General features: G+C 64.1%; 21 protein-coding genes. 11 read left to right on the top strand and 10 right to left on the bottom strand.

Going from position 1 to position 22,600, the window contains the following annotated elements; genetic code table 11:
* The 4 genes from F6X42_RS29820 to F6X42_RS29805 form a co-directional block, all read right to left on the bottom strand.
* The gene (locus tag F6X42_RS29820) at positions 1-714 is read right to left on the bottom strand and encodes an ABC transporter permease (protein WP_187637631.1); all 714 of its coding nucleotides are present in this window, start codon (positions 712-714) and stop codon (positions 1-3) included.
* The gene (locus tag F6X42_RS29815; protein WP_187637630.1) at positions 711-1,400 is read right to left on the bottom strand and encodes an ABC transporter permease; all 690 of its coding nucleotides are present in this window, start codon (positions 1,398-1,400) and stop codon (positions 711-713) included. Before F6X42_RS29815 ends, F6X42_RS29820 begins: the two co-directional genes overlap by 4 nt.
* Positions 1,401-1,473: 73 nt before the next feature.
* Positions 1,474-2,247 carry an ABC transporter substrate-binding protein gene (locus tag F6X42_RS29810; protein WP_187637629.1) on the bottom strand — a complete coding sequence of 258 codons (774 nt, stop codon included), beginning with the start codon at positions 2,245-2,247 and terminating at the stop codon, positions 1,474-1,476.
* A 286-nt stretch (positions 2,248-2,533) separates the two neighbouring features.
* Positions 2,534-3,451, bottom strand: coding sequence for a LysR family transcriptional regulator (locus F6X42_RS29805; protein ID WP_187637628.1), 918 nt, complete (start codon positions 3,449-3,451; stop codon positions 2,534-2,536).
* A gap of 423 nt (positions 3,452-3,874) precedes the next feature.
* On the opposite strand from F6X42_RS29805, the gene benA reads away from it, so the two are divergent.
* The 5 genes from benA to F6X42_RS29780 all read left to right on the top strand — a co-directional run bounded on the left by benA (position 3,875) and on the right by F6X42_RS29780 (position 8,939).
* On the top strand, positions 3,875-5,242 hold the full coding sequence (benA, locus tag F6X42_RS29800) for a benzoate 1,2-dioxygenase large subunit (protein WP_187637627.1): 1,368 nt from the start codon (positions 3,875-3,877) through the stop codon (positions 5,240-5,242).
* Positions 5,239-5,730: a benzoate 1,2-dioxygenase small subunit gene (gene benB, locus F6X42_RS29795; RefSeq protein WP_187637626.1), complete on the top strand. Its 492-nt coding sequence runs from the start codon at positions 5,239-5,241 to the stop codon at positions 5,728-5,730. The genes benA and benB overlap by 4 nt, the downstream gene beginning before the upstream one ends.
* A 25-nt stretch (positions 5,731-5,755) precedes the next feature.
* A complete protein-coding gene (gene benC, locus F6X42_RS29790; RefSeq protein WP_187637625.1) occupies positions 5,756-6,778 on the top strand; it encodes a benzoate 1,2-dioxygenase electron transfer component BenC in 1,023 nt (340 codons plus the stop codon).
* Positions 6,775-7,566 carry a 1,6-dihydroxycyclohexa-2,4-diene-1-carboxylate dehydrogenase gene (locus F6X42_RS29785; RefSeq protein WP_187637624.1) on the top strand — a complete coding sequence of 264 codons (792 nt, stop codon included), beginning with the start codon at positions 6,775-6,777 and terminating at the stop codon, positions 7,564-7,566. Before benC ends, F6X42_RS29785 begins: the two co-directional genes overlap by 4 nt.
* A gap of 155 nt (positions 7,567-7,721) precedes the next feature.
* Positions 7,722-8,939 carry a benzoate/H(+) symporter BenE family transporter gene (locus tag F6X42_RS29780; RefSeq protein ID WP_187637623.1) on the top strand — a complete coding sequence of 406 codons (1,218 nt, stop codon included), beginning with the start codon at positions 7,722-7,724 and terminating at the stop codon, positions 8,937-8,939.
* Between the two features lies 1 nt (position 8,940).
* On the opposite strand, the gene F6X42_RS29775 is transcribed toward F6X42_RS29780, so the two are convergent.
* From F6X42_RS29775 to F6X42_RS29755, 5 genes are all read right to left on the bottom strand, one after another.
* Positions 8,941-10,398, bottom strand: a complete 1,458-nt coding sequence (locus tag F6X42_RS29775) for an efflux transporter outer membrane subunit (RefSeq protein ID WP_246530277.1) — start codon at positions 10,396-10,398, stop codon at positions 8,941-8,943.
* A gap of 81 nt (positions 10,399-10,479) precedes the next feature.
* Complete coding sequence (locus F6X42_RS29770) at positions 10,480-11,595, bottom strand: ABC transporter permease (RefSeq protein ID WP_187637672.1); 1,116 nt, start codon at positions 11,593-11,595, stop codon at positions 10,480-10,482.
* Positions 11,596-11,627: 32 nt separating this feature from the next.
* Positions 11,628-12,611, bottom strand: coding sequence for an ABC transporter ATP-binding protein (locus F6X42_RS29765; RefSeq protein ID WP_187637621.1), 984 nt, complete (start codon positions 12,609-12,611; stop codon positions 11,628-11,630).
* Entirely contained in the window at positions 12,608-13,573 is a 966-nt protein-coding gene (locus tag F6X42_RS29760; RefSeq protein WP_187637620.1) for an HlyD family secretion protein, read from the bottom strand. Before F6X42_RS29760 ends, F6X42_RS29765 begins: the two co-directional genes overlap by 4 nt.
* Positions 13,570-14,253, bottom strand: coding sequence for a TetR/AcrR family transcriptional regulator (locus F6X42_RS29755; protein WP_187637619.1), 684 nt, complete (start codon positions 14,251-14,253; stop codon positions 13,570-13,572). Before F6X42_RS29755 ends, F6X42_RS29760 begins: the two co-directional genes overlap by 4 nt.
* Before the next feature lie 157 nt (positions 14,254-14,410).
* On the opposite strand from F6X42_RS29755, the gene F6X42_RS29750 reads away from it, so the two are divergent.
* Positions 14,411-14,641 carry a hypothetical protein gene (locus tag F6X42_RS29750; protein ID WP_187637618.1) on the top strand — a complete coding sequence of 77 codons (231 nt, stop codon included), beginning with the start codon at positions 14,411-14,413 and terminating at the stop codon, positions 14,639-14,641.
* Between the two features lie 133 nt (positions 14,642-14,774).
* Here F6X42_RS29750 and F6X42_RS29745 read toward each other — a convergent pair whose 3' ends face one another.
* Entirely contained in the window at positions 14,775-15,467 is a 693-nt protein-coding gene (locus F6X42_RS29745) for a phosphatase PAP2 family protein (RefSeq protein WP_187637617.1), read from the bottom strand.
* 288 nt (positions 15,468-15,755) lie between these two features.
* Here F6X42_RS29745 and F6X42_RS29740 point away from each other — a divergent pair, with 288 nt between their 5' ends.
* The 5 genes from F6X42_RS29740 to F6X42_RS29720 form a co-directional block, all read left to right on the top strand.
* Positions 15,756-16,172, top strand: coding sequence for a plastocyanin/azurin family copper-binding protein (locus F6X42_RS29740; protein ID WP_187637671.1), 417 nt, complete (start codon positions 15,756-15,758; stop codon positions 16,170-16,172).
* A gap of 181 nt (positions 16,173-16,353) precedes the next feature.
* The gene (locus F6X42_RS29735) at positions 16,354-18,270 is read left to right on the top strand and encodes a potassium transporter Kup (protein WP_187637616.1); all 1,917 of its coding nucleotides are present in this window, start codon (positions 16,354-16,356) and stop codon (positions 18,268-18,270) included.
* Between the two features lie 168 nt (positions 18,271-18,438).
* Positions 18,439-19,932 carry an alkaline phosphatase family protein gene (locus F6X42_RS29730; RefSeq protein WP_187637615.1) on the top strand — a complete coding sequence of 498 codons (1,494 nt, stop codon included), beginning with the start codon at positions 18,439-18,441 and terminating at the stop codon, positions 19,930-19,932.
* 291 nt (positions 19,933-20,223) lie between these two features.
* Positions 20,224-22,101 (top strand): alpha,alpha-trehalase TreA, encoded by a 1,878-nt coding sequence (treA, locus tag F6X42_RS29725; protein ID WP_222945772.1) that lies wholly within the window; start codon positions 20,224-20,226, stop codon positions 22,099-22,101.
* A gap of 147 nt (positions 22,102-22,248) precedes the next feature.
* The coding region (locus F6X42_RS29720; RefSeq protein WP_376776455.1) for an MFS transporter at positions 22,249-22,600 on the top strand (352 nt) is incomplete at its 3' end.

Raw genomic sequence — 22,600 nt, 5'->3', positions numbered from 1 at the left:
TTAATGCCCTTGCGGTTTCAGATAAGCCAGCAAACGGACTTCCATCTTGCGAAAGCCCCAGATCAGCGCGAACACGATCGACGCATACAGGATCGCCGCGATGCCGTACGCCTGGAACGTCGCGTAGGTCGCGGAGTTGACGTCGCGCGCCACTTTCAGAATGTCGGGGACCGTCGCGGTGAACGCGAGGGTCGTCGCGTGCAGCATCAGAATCACCTCGTTGCTGTACGAGGGCAGGGCGCGCCGCAGCGCCGAAGGCAGGATGATGCGCGTATGCAGCTTGAACTTCGACATGCCGTAAGCCTGGGCCGCCTCGATCTCGCCGTGCGAGGTCTCCCGGATCGAGCCGGCGAAGATCTCCGTCGCGTACGCGCATTCGTTCAGCGCGAATGCGAGCAGCGTGCAGTTCATCGCATTGCGAAAGAAGCTGTCGAGCATCTGGTGCGAATGGACGAAATGCAGACTGTAAAGGCCCGTGTAGATCAGCAGCAACTGAACGTATAACGGTGTTCCGCGGAACACGTAGGTGTAAAGCCACACGGGTCCGGAAAGGTAGCGGTTGCGCGACGCGCGCGCGATCGCGAGCGGCACGGCAAGCACGAAACCCAGCACGATCGACGCAACCAGCAGCCACAGCGTGATGACGAGGCCGGTGTAGTTGAAGCCGTCGGTGAACAGGTAGTTCTGCCAGTATTGACGAATCAGTTCGATCACAACGCGGCCCTCCGTACGCCGGTCGAGTAGCGCTTCTCGAGGCGGTTCAATACCAGGTTCGAAATGGTGGTGATGGCGAGGTAGATGGCCCCGGTCGTCAGCGTGAAAAAGAAGAACGACTGCGTGCTCTTGCCGGCGTCCTGCGATGCCTTGACCACGTCCGCGAGACCGATGATCGACACGAGCGCGGTGGCCTTGACGAGCACCTGCCAGTTGTTGCCGATGCCGGGCAGCGCGAAGCGCATCATCTGCGGGAACAGGATGCGGGCGAACACGCGCCGCGCGCTCATGCCATAGGCGAAGCCGGCTTCGATCTGTCCGCGCGGCACGGCGAGAAACGCGCCGCGGAAGGTTTCGGTGAAATACGCGCCGTAAATGAAGCCCAGTGTGATGACGCCGGCGAGGAACGGATCGATATCGATCTGCTCCATGCTGAACACGTCGGTCAGATCATTGAGCCAGATCTGGATGCTGTAGAACAGCAGCAGCATCAGCACGAGATCGGGCACGGCGCGGATCAGCGTCGTGTACAACGTGCCGATGCGCGAGAGCACGCGGTTGGTCGACAGCTTCGCGGCGGCGCCGAGAAGTCCGAGCGCAAACGACGCCGCGAGCGACAGCACCGCGAGCTTGATGGTTACCCACGTGCCCGCGAGAAGCAGCGGACCGAAGCCTTGAAAGAGCATGGGAGTGTCCTATCGGTTGGAGCGGGCTCATGAAGCGGGCTCTTGAAGCGGGCTCGTGGGGTCGGGCGCGGGCTTAACCGCCGTACACGTCGAAGTCGAAGTACTTCTTCTCGATCTTCTTGTAGGTGCCGTCCTTGATCATGTCGGCGATCGCCTTATCGAGCTTCGTCTTCAGATCGGCGTCTTCCTTGCGCATGCCGATGCCGGCGCCGCTGCCGAGGATCTTCGGATCGTCGATGTCCTTGCCGACGAAGTCGAAGCCCGCGCCGCGCGGCGTCTTCAGGAAGCCCTGCTCGGCCTGCACCGCGTCCTGCAGCGCTGCGTCCAGACGGCCCGACTGCAGGTCGGTATAGACCTGGTCCTGATTCTGGTACGGCACGACCTTCACGCCTTTCGGTTCCCAGTAGGTCTTCGCGTAGGTTTCCTGGATGGTGCCCTGTTCGACGCCCACCGTCTTGCCCTTCAGCGATTCAGCGGTCGGCAGGATGCCCGAGCCCTTCTTCGCGACGAGGCGCGTCGGCGTGTTGAACAGCTTCGACGAGAAAGCGATCTGTTCGGCGCGTTGCGGCGTCATCGACATCGACGACAGCACGCCGTCGAACTTCTTCGCCTTCAGTGCCGGAATCATGCTGTCGAAGTCCTGCTCGACCCACACGCACTTCGCGTTCAGACGGCGGCAGATTTCGGTGCCGAGGTCGACGTCGAAGCCGACCAGCTTGCCATCGGTCGCTTTTGATTCGAACGGCGCGTAGCTCGCATCCACGCCGAAGCGGACCGTGGACCAATCTTTGGCGAAGGCGCCGCTGGCAGCGAGCGCGAGGGCGAGGGACAAGGCGAGTTTCTTCATAAAGTCTCCGGGAGGGCTACTGCGAGGTGCGATGTTGTATAGACAAATTATCCCGGACAGGCAACGAGCGGCAATCGGGGTTAGTGCCTACGGGCGCGCGCGGAGGAGCGGAGAATAGGCTTGTAAGCCTTTGTAGATAGGCGAGACAGGCTGATTGAAGGGCTGCGGACGCAGCCGCGAATTTTGGCGTATACCCGCGGTCTATACCGTGGTTGATATTTTGTCCATACAACTTCGTTACGGCAACGCCCGCCTGGCCGTCGAGCCGGCGAAACAGCAACCCGCACTACTGATGCGAAGGCGGCAGATAGGTCATGTGCTCTTCGTCGTACAGCGCGTAGATCAGTTCGAGCATGCGCCGGATGTCGGCCGATTCGTCGAGCATGCGCATGCTCATGATGATGGGCGACACGAGGTTCTGATCGTCGAGGTCCTTGTAGGCGACGTCGCCGCGCTGCAAGCCGTAGACGCTCGCCGGCACGATCGCGATGCCTTCGCCCGCGCCGACGAGGCCGAGTGCGATCTGCAACTCGCGCGTCTCGTAGAGCCGCTGTGGCTTCAGGCCGCGATCGTGAAACGCGGCGAGCACCTGATCCGCGAAACTCGGCCGCGGCGCCTTCGGGAAGATGATCAGGGTTTCGCTGGTCAGGTCGTGCAGCGACAGCACCGGCTTCGCGTCGATCAGCGGATGATCGAGCGGCAGCGCGACGATCATCCGCTCCTCGCGCAGCACGACGCGCCGGATGCTCGGGTCTTCGTGACGAATGCGGCCGAAGCCGACGTCGATGCGGCCTTCCTTGAGCGCCTTGATCTGATCCATCGTCGACATCTCGTGCAGGCTCAGCTCGACGGTGCTGTTCTCGGTGCGAAAGCGGCGGATGATTTTCGGCAGCATGCCGTACAGCGTCGAGCCGACGAAGCCCACCGACAAACTGCGCTCGATCTTGCCGACGCGCCGCGTCATCGCCTCGATTTCCGACGTCTGCGCGAGCAGTTGGACCGCGTGCGAATACAGGAAGCGGCCGGCCTCGGTCAGCTTCAGCGGCCGCGAGTTGCGCTCGAACAGCTGCACGCCGAGCGTCTCCTCGAGCTGCTGGATCTGCCGGCTCAGCGGCGGTTGCGCAATGTGCAGCCGTTTGGCGGCTCTCGTGACATTGCATTCCTCGGCGACGGCCACGAAGTAGCGCAAATGGCGCAGTTCCATAGAAATACCTTCTAAGTATCGTCGCGATACTAAATCAGTGTTGGACGATGCAAATGGCGTAGAACTATCCTTCAGTTACCGTAGACGCCCCAAAAATTATACCTCCCGGGCATTGACGCCCGGGCCCGGTCCGAAGCTTCGCCCGGCCCCGGGGAGACGGCGCAGGCCAACCCTCGCACATGGATCCAAGACCAGCAACGAGTTCAGGAGCAGCAATGAGACATGCTGAAATCGCAACCCTGATGAAGGGGTTGTCCACCAAGGCCGAACGCATGCGCGCGACGCCCTGACGCCATCCCGGAGGCGCACCGCCTCCGCTCCCCCGACGTGAAAAGACCAACGGCCACCGGCCTCCCGGCAGGCAGGCCGCTTCCTATACGCGTGCATCGCACGCATACCGACAGTCCGAATCAGGAGACAGGCATGATTCCGATCTACCCGGATCACACTCCGCAACTGAAGAACATCGACGACTTTCTCGTGGAAGACCGCGAGCGCGGCGATTACCGCCTGCATCGCAGCGCGTTTACCGACGAGCGTCTGTTCGAACTCGAAATGCAGCACATTTTCGAGGGCAACTGGATTTACCTGGCTCATGAGAGCCAGATTCCGAACAACAACGATTACTTCACGACCTACATGGGCCGTCAGCCGGTCGTGATCGCACGCAATCGTCAGGGCGAGCTGAACGCGTTCATCAACTCGTGCACGCATCGCGGCGCGATGCTGTGCCGCCACAAGCGCGGTAACAAGGCAACTTATACGTGTCCGTTCCACGGCTGGACCTTCAACAACAGCGGCAAGCTGCTGAAGGTCAAAGACCCCGAGGGCGCGGGCTATCCCGACTGCTTCAACAAGGAAGGCTCGCACGACCTGAAGAAGCTCGCGCGCTTCGGCAACTATCGCGGCTTCCTGTTCGGCAGCCTCAGCGACGACGTGCCGCCGCTCGAGACGTTCCTCGGCGAGGCCGCGCGCATCATCGACATGATCGTCGACCAGTCGGAACAGGGCCTCGAAGTGCTGCGCGGCTCGTCGACGTACACGTACGAAGGCAACTGGAAGCTGACCGCGGAAAACGGCGCGGACGGCTATCACGTGTCGGCCGTGCATTGGAATTACGCGGCGACGACCAATCATCGCAAGGAAGAGAACGCGCGCGAAGACAAGATCCGCGCGATGGATGCCGGCAGCTGGGGCCGTCAGGGCGGCGGCTTCTATGCGTTCGAGTACGGTCACATGCTGCTGTGGACGCGTTGGACGAATCCCGAAGACAGGCCGAACTTCAGCCGCCGCGACGAATTCGCCGCGCGCTGCGGCACCGAGCGCGCGGACTGGATGATCCAGAACTCGCGCAACTTGTGCCTCTATCCGAACGTGTATCTGATGGACCAGTTCGGTTCGCAGATTCGCGTGCTGCGACCGCTGTCGGTCAACAAGACCGAGGTGACGATCTACTGCATCGCGCCGAAGGGCGAGTCCGACGAAGCGCGCTCGCGCCGCATCCGTCAATACGAGGACTTCTTCAACGTGAGCGGCATGGCAACGCCCGACGACCTCGAGGAATTCCGCGCCTGCCAGTTGGGCTACGCAGGCCGCGCTGTCGAATGGAACGACATGTGCCGCGGTTCGAAGCACTGGATCGACGGCGCGGACGAAGCCGCGCAAAAGATCGGCCTCAAGCCGGTGATGAGCGGTGTAAAGACCGAGGACGAGGGCCTCTACACGGTGCAGCACCGCTACTGGATCGACACGATGAAAAAGGCGCTGCATGCGCCGCGGAGCCGCGCATGAGCAACATCGCCATCACCGATATTCAGGCTTTCCTGTTCCGCGAAAGCCGCCTGCTCGACGACGAGCAATGGGACGAGTGGCTCGCCTGCTATCACCCGGACGCGTCGTTCTGGATGCCGTCGTGGGACGACGAGGACAAGCTCGTCACCGATCCGCAGCGCGAGATTTCGCTGATCTACTATCCGAACCGCCAGGGTCTGGAAGACCGCGTGTTCCGCATCAAGACCGAACGTTCCAGCGCGACGATGCCCGACACGCGCACGAGCCACAACGTCGCCAACGTCGAAGTGGAGAGCGAGGACAACGGCGTGTACAAGGTGCGCTTCAACTGGCACACGCTGAGCCATCGTTACAGGACGAACTACAGCTACTTCGGCATGTCGCGCTACGTGATCGACTTCAACGGCGCGCAGCCGCAAATCCTGAGCAAGTACGTCGTGCTGAAGAACGACTACATCAATCAGGTCATCGACATCTACCACATCTAGCCGGCGCGGTTGCAGGAGACAGGCCATGGAACACACTATTGCACTTCAGTTCGAAGACGGCGTCACGCGCTTCATCAACTGCCGCGACAATGAAACGCTGTCGGACGCCGCGTACCGGCAGAAGATCAACATTCCGCTCGATTGCCGTGAAGGCGCGTGCGGCACGTGTCGCGGGCTGTGCGAATCGGGCGCGTACGACATGCCCGAGTCGAGCTACGTGGAGGACGCGTTGACCGCTGAGGAAGCGGGCAAGGGCTATATCCTCGCGTGCCAGACCCGGCCGCGCTCGGACCTCGTGATTCGCGTGCAGGCGTCATCGGCGGCGTGCAAGACCGGCGTGTCGCGTTTCGAAGGCACGCTCGCGGCGGTCGAGCCGCTGTCGGATTCGACGATTCAATTCTCGATCGATATCGACGGCGCGAGCGCACCGAGCTTTCTCGCGGGTCAGTACGTGAACGTCGAGATTCCGGGCGCGAGCGGCGAGAGCCGGTCGTATTCGTTCAGTTCGGCGCCGGGCGTGACGCGCGCGGCGTTCGTCGTGCGCAACGTGCCGGACGGCAAGATGAGCGGCTATCTGAGCCGCGACGCGCAGCCGGGGCAGCGCATCGGCCTCACGGGCCCGTATGGCAGCTTCTATCTGCGCGACCCGCAACGTCCGGTGCTGTTCCTCGCGGGCGGCACCGGCATCGCGCCGTTCCTGTCGATGCTCGATGTGCTGAAAGCGAGCGGCAACACGCAGCCGGTGCGCCTCGTGTACGGCGTGACCAACGACATCGATCTGGTTGCGCTCGAACAGATCGAAGCAGCGCAGCGCACGCTGCCAGACTTCAGCTATCGCACCTGTGTCGTCGATTCCGCGAGCAGTCACGCGCGCAAGGGCTACGTGACCGCGCACGTCGACCGCGAATGGCTGAACGACGGCGACGTCGATGTCTACCTGTGCGGCCCGGTTGCGATGGTCGAAGCGGTGCAGGGCTGGCTGCGCGACAGCAGCGTCGAGCCCGCGAGCTTCTACTACGAAAAATTCTCGGCGAGCAACGTAGCATGACTTCGACCTTTATCGATCGTTTCAAGGACAAAGTGCTCGTCGTGACCGGCGCGGGCCAGGGCATCGGCCGTGGCGTCGCGTTGCGCGCGGCGGGTGAGGGCGCGGCTGTGGTGCTGGTCGATCGTTCGCCGATCGTGCACGAGGTGGCCGACGAGATTGCGCGCGCCGGCGGCGACGCGCGCGCGTTCATCGCCGACCTCGAAACCTATGCGGGCGCGGCGGCGATGACGGCCTTCGCCATCGATGCGTTCGGCCGCATCGACGCACTCGTCAACAACGTCGGCGGCACGATCTGGGCGAAGCCGTACGAGGAATATGAAGCGGAGCAGATCGAGGCCGAGGTGCGGCGCTCGCTGTTCCCGACGCTGTGGTGCTGCCACGCGGTGTTGCCCGCGATGCTCAAGCGCGCGAGCGGGGCAATCGTCAACGTGTCGTCGATTGCGACGCGCAGTATTTATCGCGTGCCGTATGCGGCGTCGAAGGGCGGCGTCAACGCGCTGACCGCGAGCCTCGCATTCGAACATGCCGGGCACGGCATCCGTGTCAACGCGGTCGCGACCGGCGGCACCGAAGCGCCGCCGCGCCGCGTGCCGCGCAATACGGCGCCGCAAAGCGATCACGAAGCGACGTGGTATCAGGGCATCGTCGATCAGACGATCGCGTCGAGCCTGATGCATCGCTACGGCACGATCGACGAACAGGTCGGCGCGATCCTGTTCCTCGCTTCCGATGAAGCGTCGTATATCACCGGCACCGTGCTGCCGGTCGGCGGCGGCGATCAGGGCTAGCGCGCGGCGGGCGCCGAACCGTGCCGATAGGCCGCGCGGCGATTGTCCTTCATACTATCGGCCCGGAACGACTCCGGTGACTTGCGGTGACTTGCGTTGACACGCGCCGCCGGGCGCACGTCGACGACAGCGGGCCGCCTTGACCCACATCGACGATGAATCCCACCCCTAGCCAGGCGCCGACCACGCGCGCCGTTGCGGCCGACTGGTCCGTGTCCGCCATCGTGGCCGGCTTTCTGGCCGTGCTGATTTCATACGCGGGCCCGCTCGTGATCTTCTTCCAGGCGGCGCAAGCGGCCCACCTGCCCATCGAGATGGTCGCGTCGTGGGTATGGGGCATCTCGATCGGCGCGGCGGTCTCCGGCATCTTCGCGAGCTGGAAGCTGAAAGTGCCGGTCGTGACCGCGTGGTCCGCGCCCGGCACTGCGCTGCTGGTCGGATTGTTCCCCGCATTGACGCTGCATCAGGCGGTGGGCGCGTACCTCACCGCGGCCGTGATCATCCTGCTGATCGGCGTATCGGGCTATTTCGACCGGATGGTGCGCAGCATTCCGAAGGGCATCGCCTGCGCGATGATGGCGGGCATCCTGCTGCAGTTCGGCACGCATGCGTTCAAGGCGGTGGCGTCGATGCCCGCGTTGGCGTTCGGCATGATCGGCGCGTACATCGTGTTCAGGCGCCTGCTGCCGCGCTATTGCATCGTGCTCGTGCTGCTGACGGGAACGGTGCTCGCCATCGCGCTCGGCGCCGCGCACCTAAGCGCGTTGCCGCTGCAAGTCACGCGGCCGATCTTCATCAAACCCGAATGGACGCTGAGTTCGACGCTGAGTCTTGCGTTGCCGCTCGTGGTCGTCAGTCTGACCGGGCAGTTTCTGCCGGGGATGGCGATTCTGCGCGTGTCCGGCTATCACACGCCGGCCCGGCCGATCATCACCGCGACGAGCATCGCCTCGATCGGCGTGGCGTTTTTCGGCGGCATCACGATCGTGATCGCCGCGATCACCGCGGCGCTGTGCACCGGCAAGGATGCGCACGACGACCCGGACAAGCGCTATATCGCGGGGATTGCGAACGGCGTGTTCTATCTGCTCGGTGGCACGTTCGCCGGCGCGATCGTCGCGCTGTTCGCGATGCTGCCGAAGGAGTTCGTCGCGATTCTGGCGGGCCTCGCGTTGATCGGGGCCATCACGACGAACGTGATGGGCGCGATCCAGGACGAAGACCATCGCGAGGCCTCGGTCATCACGTTTCTCGCGACCGCATCCGGCATGACATTCCTCGGACTCGGCTCCGCGTTCTGGGGCATCGTGATCGGCTCGTTCGCGTACCTCGTGCTGAACAGGCTGCGGCGCGACGCGGCGGCAAACCGATGACTCAGGGCCGCGCCCCGAGCGCCTGATACAGCGCGGCGGTATCGGCATAACGCTGCGCGGCGGCTTTGGTGCGATCGAGTCCGGTCTGCAATGCCTGGCGCTGCGTATCGAGCAGCGTCAATTGACTGATGCCGCCTGCCGCATACCGCTGACTCGCGATACCGGCGCTGCGTTGCGCGCTGCGTTGAGCCGCATCGAGCGCCTGCAACGCAAGCGCGTCCTGATCGAGCGCGCGCAGCGCGTCGGCGACCTGTTGCAGTCCCTGCAGCACGGTTTGCTTGTAGACCGCGAGCGCCGCTTGCCAGGCCGCCTCGGACGAACGCTTGCGCGCCAGCAGCTCACCGCCGTGAAACAGCGGCTGCGTGAGACCCGCGCCGAAATTCCACACGTTGAAGCCCGTCAGCAGGTCGGACACGTTGACGCGTTCGGTCGCCGCGTTGCCCGACAGCGTGATGCGCGGATAGAGGTTCGCGGTCGCGACGCCGATATTCGCGCTCGCCTGATGCAACAGCGCCTCGGATGCGCGAATGTCGGGCCGCTGCTGCGCGAGCGTCGACGGCAACGTCAGCGGCAGATCGGCCGGCAGCACGAGCGTATCGAGGTCGAGCGCGGCGAGCTCGTGCGTGGCGCTCAGTTCCGCCGGCGCGCGTCCCAGATAGATCGCGAGTAGGTGATCGGTCTGCGCGATCTGCGTGCGCAACGGCGGTAACGTCGCGCGGGTTTGCTGCACGAGCGTGCGCTGGCTCAGCAGATCGACCTCGGAGATACCGCCCGCGCGATAGCGGTGTTCAGCAATATCGAGTTGCTGCGTCTGGTTCGCGAGCAGCGCTTCGGTGACGGCGATCTGCCGCGCGAGCGACGCATGCCGGATCGCCGCCGTCACGACATTGCCCGCGACCGTCAAACGCGCGGCTTCGAGTTCGTATTGCTGATAGTCGACCTGCGCGGCCACCGCTTCGAGCGCGCGTCGATTCGCGCCGAACAGATCGAGCGTGTACGACACCGTGACCTGGGCGCTGTACAGCGTGAACGGCGCAAACGAGCGGCCCTGCGTCAGCTGGCCGAAGCCGAGCGCCTCGGGATCGATTTTCTCGCGCGTGGTCGACAGGTTCGCGTCCACTTGCGGCCATAGCGTGCCGCCCGCCTGCGCGCGATAGTCCTGTTGCGCTTCGTCGAGTTTCGCGCGGGCTTGCGCGAGCGTCGGGCTGTCGTCGAGCGCCTGTTGCACGAGCGCGTTCAGCACCGGCGAGCCGAAGGCGCGCCACCAGCCGTCGCCGGGCACATCCGTCGGCACGAAGTGTTGCGCGGCGCCGCCGGGACCGTCGGATGCGACGGTGCTTGCCGCAAGCGGCGCGGCCGTATAGCTCGACACGCTGGTCATGTCGGGTCGATGGAAATCCGGGCCGACGGTGCACGCGCACAATGCCGCGCTTGCGCAGAAGCCGGCGAGCCGGCGCATGGCGGGACGCTGGGACCAACAAGCCGCGCGGCGAAATACCACGACACGAAAGCCAGGAGCGGAACACATTGCAGGCCTTCCTCAATCGAGCGTGCGCCGATAGAACTTCACGGCGATACCCATTACGACGAACAGAAAGATCAGCAGTGGCCACACGTGCGGCCACATGTCGGCCCAACCGACGCCCTTGAGCAGAATGCCGCGCACGAGCCGGTTGAAGTAGGTGAGCGGCAACAGGTTGCCGATGTACTGCGCCCAGTTCGGCATGCCCGCGAACGGGAACATGAAGCCCGACAGCAGGATGTTGGGCAGAAAATAGAACATCGTCAGCTGCATGGCCTGCAACTGGTTCTGCGCGAGCGACGACAGCGTAATGCCGATCGTCAGATTGGCCGCGACGAACAGCAGGGCGGACAGATACAGCGCGATCAGACTGCCTTCGAACGGCACGTTGAACACGAAGCGCGCCGCCGCGACAATGATGCTGACCTGAACCAGACCGATCGCCACGTAGGGCACGATCTTGCCGGTCATGACTTCGAGCGGCAGTACCGGCGTGGCGAGCAGATTTTCCATCGTGCCGCGCTCGCGTTCGCGCGTGATCGCAAGGCCCGTCATCATCACCATCGTCATCGTCAGGATCACACCCATCAGGCCGGGCACCACGTTGTACTGGGTGATGCTCTCGGGGTTGTACAGCCGGTGCAATAGAACATCGAAAGCGGCGGGGCCGACCGCCAGCGACGACAACGGACCCGTCAGGTCTTTCTGCAACACGGATTGCGCGATCGACGGCAGCGCGCCAAGCGCGGTGCCCACCGCGGTCGGGTCCGTCGCGTCGGCTTCGACGAGCAGCGATGGCCGCGCGCCCTTGGCCAGATCGCGCGTGAAACCGACGGGGACGTTCAGCACGAACAGCACCTTGCCCTGCGCGAGCGCGCGGCGGCCGGACGCTTCGTCGGGCAGCGTCGACACGATGTCGAAGTAATCGGAATTGCGCATCGCCATCACGAAGCTGCGCGTGAATTCGCTGTGATCGGCGGCGATCACGGCGGTCGGCAGATGCTTGGGGTCGGTATTGATCGCGAAGCCGAACAGCGCCATCTGCATGATCGGCAGGACGATCATCATCGCAAACGTGATGCGGTCGCGCTTCAGTTGCAAAAACTCCTTGCGCACGATGCTCCACCAACGCATCAGCGAAAAACGCGGAAGGCGGCGTGCGGAATTCACGATGTCGGCTTCCCGGAAGGGGTGGCGTAATTGTCGGTCGAGCGGTTCATCATGAAGATGAACACGTCCTCGAGGCCGGTTTCCTGTCTTTCGATCCGCAGCGCCGGGTCCGAGTGACCCAGCTGGTCGATCGTCGCGTGGAGTTCCGGCGTGTCGGGACCGCTCACGTGCAGCGACGAACCGAACGCCACGGTCTGCTCGACGCCGGGCGAGCGGCGCAGCCGGTCGCCGAGCTCGACGAGGTTCGCGCCGTACACGGCCCACGTCACGAGCCCTTGCGAATCGATGACCTGTTTCGACGTGCCCTGCGCGAGCAGCTTGCCGTACGCGATATAGGCGAGCTTGTGGCAGCGTTCCGCTTCGTCCATATAGTGCGTGCTGACGAGCACCGAGATGCCGCGTGCCGCAAGGCGGTGCAACTCTTCCCAGAAGTCGCGACGGGCGCTCGGGTCGACACCCGCGGTCGGTTCGTCGAGCAGCAGCAGTTCCGGCTCATGCAGCATGCAGGCGGCCAGCGCCAGACGCTGCTTCCAGCCGCCCGACAGCGCGCCGGCCAGTTGCTTCGCGCGGCTCTGAAGGCCAAGCTGTTCGAGCGCACGGTCCACCGCTTCGCGGCGGTTTTTCATCTCGTAGATGCGCGCGACGAAGTCGAGGTTTTCGCGGATCGACAGATCTTCCCAATAGGAGAAGCGCTGCGTCATATAGCCGGTGCGCCGCTTGATCTGCGCGCTGTCCTGCACGATGTCGTAGCCGAGACAGGTGCCGCTGCCGGAATCCGGCGTCAGCAGCCCGCACATCATGCGGATGCAGGTGGTCTTGCCGCTGCCATTCGGGCCGAGAAAGCCGAAAATCTCGCCGCGCTGCACGCGCAGCGTGACGTCGTCGACCACGTGCTTCGAGCCGAAATGCTTGTTCAACCCGTGCACGTCGATCGCGTATACGGGGTCGCTCGGCTTACCGGAGGTCGCGGGGGAATTCATTGCAGCGTGACCGTGACGGGCTGGCCGGGCCGCAGCTTCGGCGCGTCGGCGATCTGGGGTCGGGCTTCGAGCATGAACACGAGCTTCGCGCGGCTTTCGTTGCTGAAGATCACCGGCGGCGTGTACTCCGCCTGGTCGGAAATGAAGCTGAGCACGGCTGGTACGTCAGCGGCGCAACCGTCGCAATGAATCGATACGCGACGGCCCGGCGCGAGCGAGCCGACCACCCCCTGGGGCACGAAGAAGCGCACCTTGACGTTTTCCGGCGGCAGCATGCGCACGACGGGGCTGCCGGCCGGCACCCATTCGCCGCTGCGATACATGGTGTCGAACACGAGGCCCGCGTGCGGCGTGTGCACGGTTTTCTGATCGAGCTTCCATTGGGCCTGGCCGAGCTGGGCCTGCGCCGCATCGACCTGCGCCTGTTGCGCGCGGATCTGCTCGACCCGTCCGGGCAGACGCGCGACGGTGAGCTGGCTTTGCAGCTCGCGCACGCGTGCGGCGCTCGACAGCGCGTTCGCGTGCGAGTCGTCGAGCTGGCTTTGCGCGATGCCGCCCGCGCCGAGTTGCTGTTCGTCGCGGCGGAACTGCGTCGCGGCGCGCGCCGCGTCGGCTTCGGCTTGCACGAGTTGCGCGCGCGTTACGTCGACTTCCGGCGGACGCTTACCGGTTCCAAGGTCGGCCAGTTGGGCGCGGGCCGAGGCCAGTTGCTCGTTGGCCTGTGCCACGGCCTCGGTTTCGTTGCGCGCTTCGAGCGCGAAGAGCGGCGCATTCTGCGCGACGGTCTGCCCGCGCGACACCGCGAGCTCGGTCAACTGTCCCGCTTGCGAAGACGCGAGGTACAGGAACTCGCCTTCCACATAACCTTGCCACGTGTTCGCCGGTGGTCGCGAACAGCTCGCGCACACGATGCAGAGCGCAAGCAACGCGGCGCGTCCGGACGAGTTGGCGAGCACCGTCATGACGGCTGCCTTTTCGCCCGGCGCACCGTCGACGCGGCCGTGCCTGTGGCCTTGGCCGCCGCGGTTGCGCTGATGCCTTGCGTGAGCAACGCGAAGACGTGTCGTTCGAGCGTCGCGCGATCGAACGAGGTGCGCGGATTCAGGCGCTGCCAGATTCTGGCGGTTGCCTGCGGCAGCATCACCAGAGCAAGTACCGAGTTGAACAGCAGCAATGGTTCGAGCCGCGGGTTCAACTGACCCGATGCGCAGCCGCGCGCGATGCTCTGGCCGAACGCGGCGAGCTTTTGCACGGGGATGTGCGCAAACGCGCGCTCGCGCAGCAGGCCGCCTTCGTTGACGATTTCGCGCAGCCATAGCGAGGGCAGCCACGGCATGGTTTCGGTGACATCGAACATGCGTTTGACGATGCCTTGCGTCAGCGCGAGCGGATCGTCGTGTTCGGGATCGACCGGGTCCCAGATCGCGCCGAACGCGGCGACGAGCCTTTCCTCGACCAATGCGTCGAGCAGCTTTTCGCGCGTCTGGAACCAGTAGTGCACCATCGCGGACGTGACGCCGCTCGCCGCGGCGATCTGCGCAACCGTCGTGTTGGCGATACCGCGCTCGGCGAACAGCGCCACCGCGACATCGAGCAGATGTTCGCGTGCGTCGAAGTCCTGCGGATGAGGACGGCGACCCATTCGTGAACGCGCGGTCTGGGGCATAGGCACCTGACTAATTGATGAATTAGTTAGTTTTAACTCATTGATATTAGGATGTTTTCTGGTGAGGAGAAGCAGGGGAAACCCTGGCGGCGAAATGACTTGAGCCATTCGCGGGCGCGACGACGGCGGCAGCATGGCAACGACCGGCGACGCGGTGGGCAACAAGATCAAATTCCGGTCTCAGCCGGAGAGCTTCACGCTGGCGCTGGATCGACTGGCGATGCATCTGGCGGACAAGCGCAGAAGGTACTCGCTCGCGGAGTATCTGCCGGAGCACTACCAGCGGCGGCTCGTGGAAATCATGGAACTCGGCGAACATGCCGGCACGTCGCCTTCGAGGCGGACAGACGAGGCGGTTTGCTGACAAGCTGCGCCGGGTACGGTGAGCAGCCGTTGACATTTGCCGGGATTCGCGAACGGAGGTCGGTACAACGTGTGAGTAAGAACATCTCAGCGAACGACCAACAGGCAATCGACGCCGCGCCGCATAGCGCCAGTCATAGATGTTTGAACACGCCGCACGCCAGAGCACGCAGTTCTTCGAACTGGGTGATGAGTTCGACACACAAGATAAAGGCCAGCATCGCAGGAGGTCCCGGATGGTGTTCGATCCATCGCAGTGCCGGAGTCGCGTAGCGCACGCGGATGGCATCTCGCGTCATGACAACGGTAATCACGATTCCCATGGCGGCGCCTGCCAGCAAATCGGTTGGATAGTGAAAGCCGGGATAGGCGCGCGGAAGGCAGATGAACAGCGCGGTATAGAGCATCGCCAGCACACCGATGCGCCGCCACACGAGGAAGATGCCGGTGGCGACCGCCATCCATAGCATTGCGTGATCGCTTGGGAACGAACTCCAGTCTGTCAACGCCGCGCCCTTGGTCGCGCCGCTTGCGAACTGCAGATGAAGTTTGGTGCTATAGACGGGGCGCACTCTGAACGGCAACCAGTGAGCCAGCAGTCTTCCGACGAACAGACCCACGACGCCGCTAAGAAGCGTCGCGACAACCATTTCGCGCCGCCATTCGCGGCGCTCGTCTTGCTGGAACCACATCCACCACAGCACGGGAATCAGTACCAGGCCTTTAAAGATGTGCAGGTCCGCGATGGCTTGTATGGATTGGGTCGCGAAATGGCCGAAGTGCAGGTTGGACAGATAGGTTTCGATGGTCGAATCGAAGCTGTTCATTTTCTTGGAATGAATATCTGCTGTTTGCAGCGGAAGGTCAGCGTAATCCAGGTAAACGGCGAAAAATGCGGCGTAGACAACGTTTGCTATCAAATTTTTTGGTTGATGAGCCGCCCGCCAGCGGGCTCATGGAATATGCCTTCCACCATGCACGTTTACCAGAGATATCGCGTGCCGCGCAAAGCGCTATGCCATCGCACTGGCAGGGGCACTTGCGCACTCAAGGAATTGCGCCGGCAATCGCTCGACGCGAGCCACGCGCGATATGTCGGTGCAAAGGAGGCGGCCATGTATGCCACTTACAGATTCACTATGCTCGCCAGTGTGATCGCACTCGGGATGACATCGCATGCAAGCTGGGCGGAGCAAACCGTCAACGCGACCTTGCTATCGGACTCGATCCAGCTCGGGACGCACAATGTGAAGGCGGGTCGCATCACGCTTGAAGTCAAGAATTCCGCGGACAACGACATGGAACACGAACTCGTTGTGCTCAAGACCGATCTCTCGGACGATGCACTCCCCGTCAGCAAAGGACAGGTTCTGGAGCGCAGGCTGAAAAAGATCGGCGAAGTCGAAGATATCGCGCCGGGCAAGAGCAAGCGCGTGTCATTCAAGCTTGCGCCCGGCCACCACGCGCTGATCTGCAACAAGCCGGGACACTATGCAGCGGGAATGCACACCGCGCTTGTCGTGATGCCGTAAACCTCCAGCCGAACCCGAAAACAGTTTCGCGAAAGCACGGCGCCATGCGTGACATGGGCCGCGCGAAGCGCATTTCCGCCGGAAATTTCTATACTTCCTCTAGCGCACAGTTCGAAAGAATCGAAGCGAGCACGCGGCGCGGCCGTCATGGCCCACGCGCGATTCGTATGAGGAGGGAGACATGGGACACCCCGCAACCGCCGCGCCGGCGAAGAACGGCCACGGCGAAACCTCACCGGCTCTCCCGGCGCTCGCGCTGGCGGCGCTCGGCGTGGTCTATGGCGATATCGGCACGAGCCCGCTTTATACGCTCGCCACCGTGTTCGATCCCAGCAATGGTCTCACGCTCAATGCCTTCAATATCGTCGGCATCGTTTCGCTGATCTTCTGGTCGCTGATGATCGTCGTGTCGCTCAAGTACGTCGTGTTGATCCTGCGGGCGAATAATCACGGCGAAGGCGGCATCATGGCGCTGCTCGCGCTCGCGGCGTCGTCGATCGTGTCGCGGCCGCGTTTGCGTCGTGGACTACTCGTGGTGGGCGTGATGGGCGCGGCGCTCTTCTTCGGCGACAGCGTGATCACGCCGGCCATTTCCGTGCTGAGCGCCGTGGAAGGGCTCGAAGTCGTCGAGCCCGCGCTGAAGACCTATGTGATTCCGGTGACGCTCGCCGCGCTCGTCATCCTGTTCGTCACGCAAAAACACGGCACGGGCGGAATCGGCGCCGTGTTCGGGCCGGTGATGGTGCTCTGGTTCGTCGTGATCGGCGTGGCGGGCGTCGCGAATATCATGGCCGCGCCGGTCGTGCTTTACGCGCTCAATCCGCTGGAAGGGCTCAGGTTTTGCATGCATCACCGCTGGCTCGCGTTCGTCGCGCTCGGCGCGGTCGTGCTCTCGCTCACGGGCGCCGAGGCGCTCTACGCGGACATGGGCCATTTCGGCAAGCGGCCCATTCGTCTTACGTGGTTCGGCGTCGTTTTTCCCGCGCTCGCGCTCAACTATCTGGGCCAGGGCGCACTGCTGCTAGCGAACCCCGGCGCGGTGCAAAACCCGTTCTACCGGCTCTTCCCGCAATGGGCCATCGTGCCGATGATCGTGCTGGCGACGATCGCCACTGTGATCGCGTCGCAGGCCGTTATTTCGGGCACCTATTCGATGACGATGCAGGCCATGCAGCTTTCCTTCCTGCCGCGCATGAACATCGTGCATACGTCGGAGCGCGAGATCGGGCAAATCTACGTGCCCGGCATCAACTGGATCCTGCTGATCGCCGTGGTTGCGGCGGTGCTGGGCTTTCGCTCGTCCACGGCGCTCGGGTCCGCGTACGGCATCGCCGTGACCGGCACGATGCTGATAACAACGTTCCTCACGTTCTTCGTCGTGCGTTACGCATGGCGCTACAACTGGCTGGTCTGCCTGCTGTCCACCGCGTTCTTCTTCGTGATCGACGCGTTGTTCTTCTCGGCGAATCTGCTCAAGATCGTGGATGGCGGCTGGTTCCCGCTCGTGATCGGCGCGATCGTGTTCTCGGTCATGGCGACGTGGGGACGCGGCTGGGAAATGATGCTGGCCGAAGCGCGCGTGCGGGCGGGAAAGACACCGCTCAAGCCGTATCTGACTTCGCTGCTCGAAAAGTCGCCGACGCGCGTGGGCGGCACGGCGATCTTCCTCACGCCGAACGTCGAAGCGGTGCCGCACGCGCTAGTCAACAACCTGCGGCACAACCGTGTACTGCATGAGCGCACGGTTTTCCTCAGCGTGATCACGAAGAGCGTGCCGTGGGTGGCCGAAAGCGAGCGCGTGCAGATCGAGCCGCTGTGCGCGGGCTGTTGGCACGCAACGGTGAACTACGGATTCAAGGACGAAGTGGACTTGCCGCGGACGTTGGCCGCCTACAGAGCGCCGGAACTCGCCTTCGATCTGGAGGACACCTCGTGGTTCTTGAGCCGCGCGGACGTCGTGCCCAAACGCGGGCACGGCATGGCGTTATGGCGCGAGCGGCTTTTCGCGGTGATGCTGCACAACGTGGGCAATATCGCGGCGTTCTTCAAACTGCCGGCCAATCGCGTGATCGAAGTGGGGGCGCGCGTGGAGATCTAGGGCGCTGGCGTTCAATGCCCGCCAATGCATGCCCCATCGCAGCGACCCTCCGATACCTCGGGTTTGAAACTTGCTACCAACGACCGCCCGCCGTTCGAATCGGCGCGCGCGTTCGCGGCGGGCAGGCATGGACGGATTCCCGCGCCGGATCGAACCAGGAGGCGTGTCATGGGAGACGAGACTCACCAGAATCACAAATACGACCGCCGCCGCTTTCTTGCTGGCGTAGCCGCAGTGGCCGGCAGCGTTGCGCTTCCGGGTTGCGGCGGCGGTGGATCGGTGGGAGACGGCGGATCGGGGGCGGACGGCGGCGGCGACCCCGCGCGCTCGATTACCGACATTCCCTCGCCCGACGCCGACGACCGCTATAGCTTGCCGCGTCCGGCGTTGCCCGCGCCGGCCAGCTCTGGCATCGACTTCATCGTGCTCGTCACAATGGAAAATCGTTCGTTCGACCATTTCCTCGGCTGGGTGCCAGGCGCGGAGGGCATGCCCGCGAACCGGCAGTTCAAGGACGCGTTCGGCGCGACGCAAACGCCGTTTTCGCTGTCGGCGAATCCGGCGTACGGGTATCAGGCGTGCGCCTACCTGGACCCCAATCACGGCTTCGCAGGGGCTCGCACGCAACTGGCTTCGGGTGCGATGAATGGCTGGCTGCTCACGCCGGGCACGAGTCTGCACCAGGGCGACCTGCTGCCTATCGGTTACTACACGTCGGCCGATCTGCAATTCTTCAAAGCCGTGGCGAGCAGTTACACGATCGGCGACTTCTACTTCAGCGGCATCCTGACCAGCACGTTTCCCAATCGCCTGTACCTGCATAGCGGCGCGACGGACCGGCTCGATGACCGCACCGACACGTCGTCGCTCGCGACGATCTGGGACAAGCTGAGCGACGCGAATGTCGATTGTAACTACTACTATCACGACGTACCGTTCACGGCGCTTTATGGCACGCGGTATGTCGGCATTTCGCGCCCGTTCGCGGAATTCCTCCTGAATGCGGCGACGGGGACGCTGCCGCCATTCTGCATGGTCGAGCCGTCTTTCACCGGCGAGCCGGAAGGCGTTTCCACCGACGATCATCCGCATGCGGACATCCGCGACGGCGAGGCGTTTCTCGGTCAGGTCTACGAGGCGCTGCGCACGAGCCCGACGTGGAGCCGCACGCTGATGATCGTCGTCTACGACGAATGGGGCGGCTTTCTCGAGCACGTGGTGCCGCCCACGAGGCCGATCAGCAACGACGAGCTCACGCTCGGCAACGACGGCAAGCTCGGTTTTCGCGTGCCGCTCGCGCTGCTTGGGCCGCGCGTGCGCGCAGGCGCGATCACGCGCTATCCGTTCGATCCCAGCTCGATTCACGCGCTCCTGCAGTGGCGCTTCGGCCTGCAGTCGCTCGGCGTGCGCGGCAGCGATCCGGCGACGGTCAATCTGGCCTACGCGCTCGATTTCACCGACGCCCCACGCACCGACGCCCCCGCGTTCACGATCGCCCAGGGGCCGTTCGGCGGAACCTGCCTGGGGGCAATCGCGCCGTCGCCATCCAGCTCGCTATCGGCGATCGATCAATCGCAAAAGCTGGCGCTCAGCCCGACGGCGGACCGCTTCGCGGATCTGCGCGCGAAAGCGGCTTCATTAGGATTCCGGACCGGAGGCTAACGGCGGGTTTCCGCTTAAAATGACCGGACCGCAAGCTGGCACCGGACCGGCGACCGGGCTGCGCTGGATTCCGAATGCCGGCGAGCCCGGGCGGGATGCGCGGTCTGGTGAAGGCTCATTCCTTAAGCGCAGTTTGTCAAGAACCGCTTGCGCGCGACATCGTTTTGCGAAGCGGGCCCCGCATTTGCTAGCGAGACCCCCTTGAAGCCCCGCCGTAGCATGCAGCGTGTGATCGGCACGCGCGGCGGGCCGCCTACGTCGACGTCACAGTCGTCCTTAACGGGTCCGCCGATGCCATCTCGTTACGATTTCCCCTGTTCGTCGTTTGTCGCGTGGCCGTACCGCCGCGCTGTCGCCTGCGTGGCCGCCGCGCTGGCGCTCGCTGCAAGCATCAGCGTCAGCGCGCAATCCGCGCCGATGTACACGCAGACGCAGCCGGTCGTGCCGCCCGTTACGCTGCCCGCATCGGCCGCCGCCGCGAATGCCGCCAGCAGCGCCGCCGTCCGGCACGGCGAAAACACGGATCATGCACAGCCGTCGCCGGTCGTGCCAACGCCACCGTCCGAGCTGTATGGCGAGCTGTACCGCGACGTCGAACTCGCGTATCTATACCCGGACAGCAAGACGTTTGCCGATATGTCGCCGAACCAGCCGCCGACGCAGATCATCGCCGACTACACCAGCCGGCGCGCGCAGCCGCTGTTCGACCTGAAGCAATTTGTCGAACAGCGCTTCACGCTGCCCCCGCGCGCGCCGAAGCGCTACGTGTCCGATCCCAACGAGAGCGTCACCTCGCACATCGATACGCTGTGGAGCGTGCTGCGCCGCGAGCCGGACGCAAGCGCCAACCCGTACTCGTCGCTGTTGCCGCTACCATCGTCGTACATCGTGCCGGGCGACCGCTTCGACGAGATTTACTACTGGGATTCGTACTTCATCCTGCTGGGGCTAGACGTGAGCGGCCAGCATGCGCTCGTCGACGACGAGCTGAACAATTTCTCGACGTTGATCGACCGCTATGGCCACATCCCCAACGGCAATCGCACGTATTACCTTAGCCGTTCGCAGCCGCCGTTCTTCGCGCAGATGGTGCAGCTGGTCGCGCGCAAAGAGGGCGATCAGGTCTACGCCCGCTATCTGCCCGAGCTGCGGCGTGAGTACGCGTACTGGATGGCCGGCAGCGAGCATCTCGCGGCTGGCAACGCGTCGCACCATCTTGTACGCCTCGCCGACGGCACGCTGCTCAATCGCTACTGGGACGAGCGCGCGGCGCCACGTGACGAGTCGTACCGCGAGGATGTGATGACGGCGCAGCAGATGCCGCAACGCGATGCGCAGGATTTGTGGCGCAATCTGCGCGCGGGCGGCGAAACCGGCTGGGACTTCAGCTCACGCTGGTTCGCCGACGGCAAGACGCTCGCGACCATTGATGTGACGTCGCTAGTGCCGGTGGACCTGAACTGCCTGATGGTGGACCTCGAACGCACGCTTGCGAAAGCCTACCGTGTGACCGGCGATGCAGGCCACGCCGAGAACCTCGAACTGCGCGCCCGCGTGCGCGCGGATGCAATCCGCCGCGTCCTGTGGGATCCGCAACTGCACGCATTCGGCGACTACGACTTCGTGCACGGCACGCTGACGCACCGGCTCACCGCCGCGACCGTGTATCCGCTTTACGCCGGCGTCGCGACACGCAACGACGCGCGTGAAGTGGCGCAGACGATCCGGCGCGATCTGCTGCGCCCGGGCGGTCTCGCGACGACGCGGACCAACACCGCCCAGCAGTGGGACGAACCGAACGGCTGGGCGCCGCTGCAGTACCTCGCGGTGATGGGGCTGCGCCGCTATAGCGAGCCGGAACTCGCGCGCGATATCGCGACGCGCTGGATCCGCACGGACGTCGCGTACTACCAGCGCACCGGCAAGCTGGTCGAGAAGTACGACGTCGACGCGAGCGACAAGTCCGCGGGCGGCGGCGAGTATCCGCTACAGGACGGCTTCGGCTGGACCAATGGTGTGCTGCGCGTGCTGATGCAGCTCTATCCGGATGCGGTAAGTTCGACGAAGCCGGCCGACCTGCCGGGTGGTGCGGTGGGGGTATCGGATGCGGCGGCATCGGCGGCGGCCGCGCCGCAGACGTCGCACAGCACGTCGCCCGCGGGCCACTAGTTGACAACGAGGCGCAGCCGGGCCCGCAAGTTCCGAAGAGGTAGTAGCGATACCAGGATGATGGGTTGACTGCCTGATGGCACTGCGGCCCGTTACGATGCTTTCGATAGCTCGAACGGCCCCTGATCACCCTGGAAAGTCTCGAAGATGAATCGCAAGCTCGACGTCCCATCGGCCGAACCGGTGCCGCCGCAGGCGCAGGCCGCCGCGTCCGCCACGGCCGCCCCGCCGGCCGACGAAGCGGCCGCGCATTGGCAGCGCAATCTCGGCGTGTGCGTGTTCGGCTCGTTCACGACCATCGTCGCGATGACGCTGCTGCTGCCGTTCCTGCCGCTCTACGTCGAGCAGCTCGGCGTAAAGGATCACGCGGCGATCGTGCAGTGGTCCGGCGCCGCGTTCGGCGCGACCTTCTTCAGTGCCGCGCTCGTCGCGCCGCTGTGGGGCAAGCTCGCCGACCTCTACGGCCGCAAGCTGATGCTGATCCGCTCGAGCCTCGGCA

Source organism: Paraburkholderia podalyriae (genome assembly GCF_014397785.1).
In the GTDB taxonomy this organism is placed as follows: domain Bacteria; phylum Pseudomonadota; class Gammaproteobacteria; order Burkholderiales; family Burkholderiaceae; genus Paraburkholderia; species Paraburkholderia podalyriae.
This window is presented reverse-complemented; position numbering and strand designations above follow the sequence as displayed.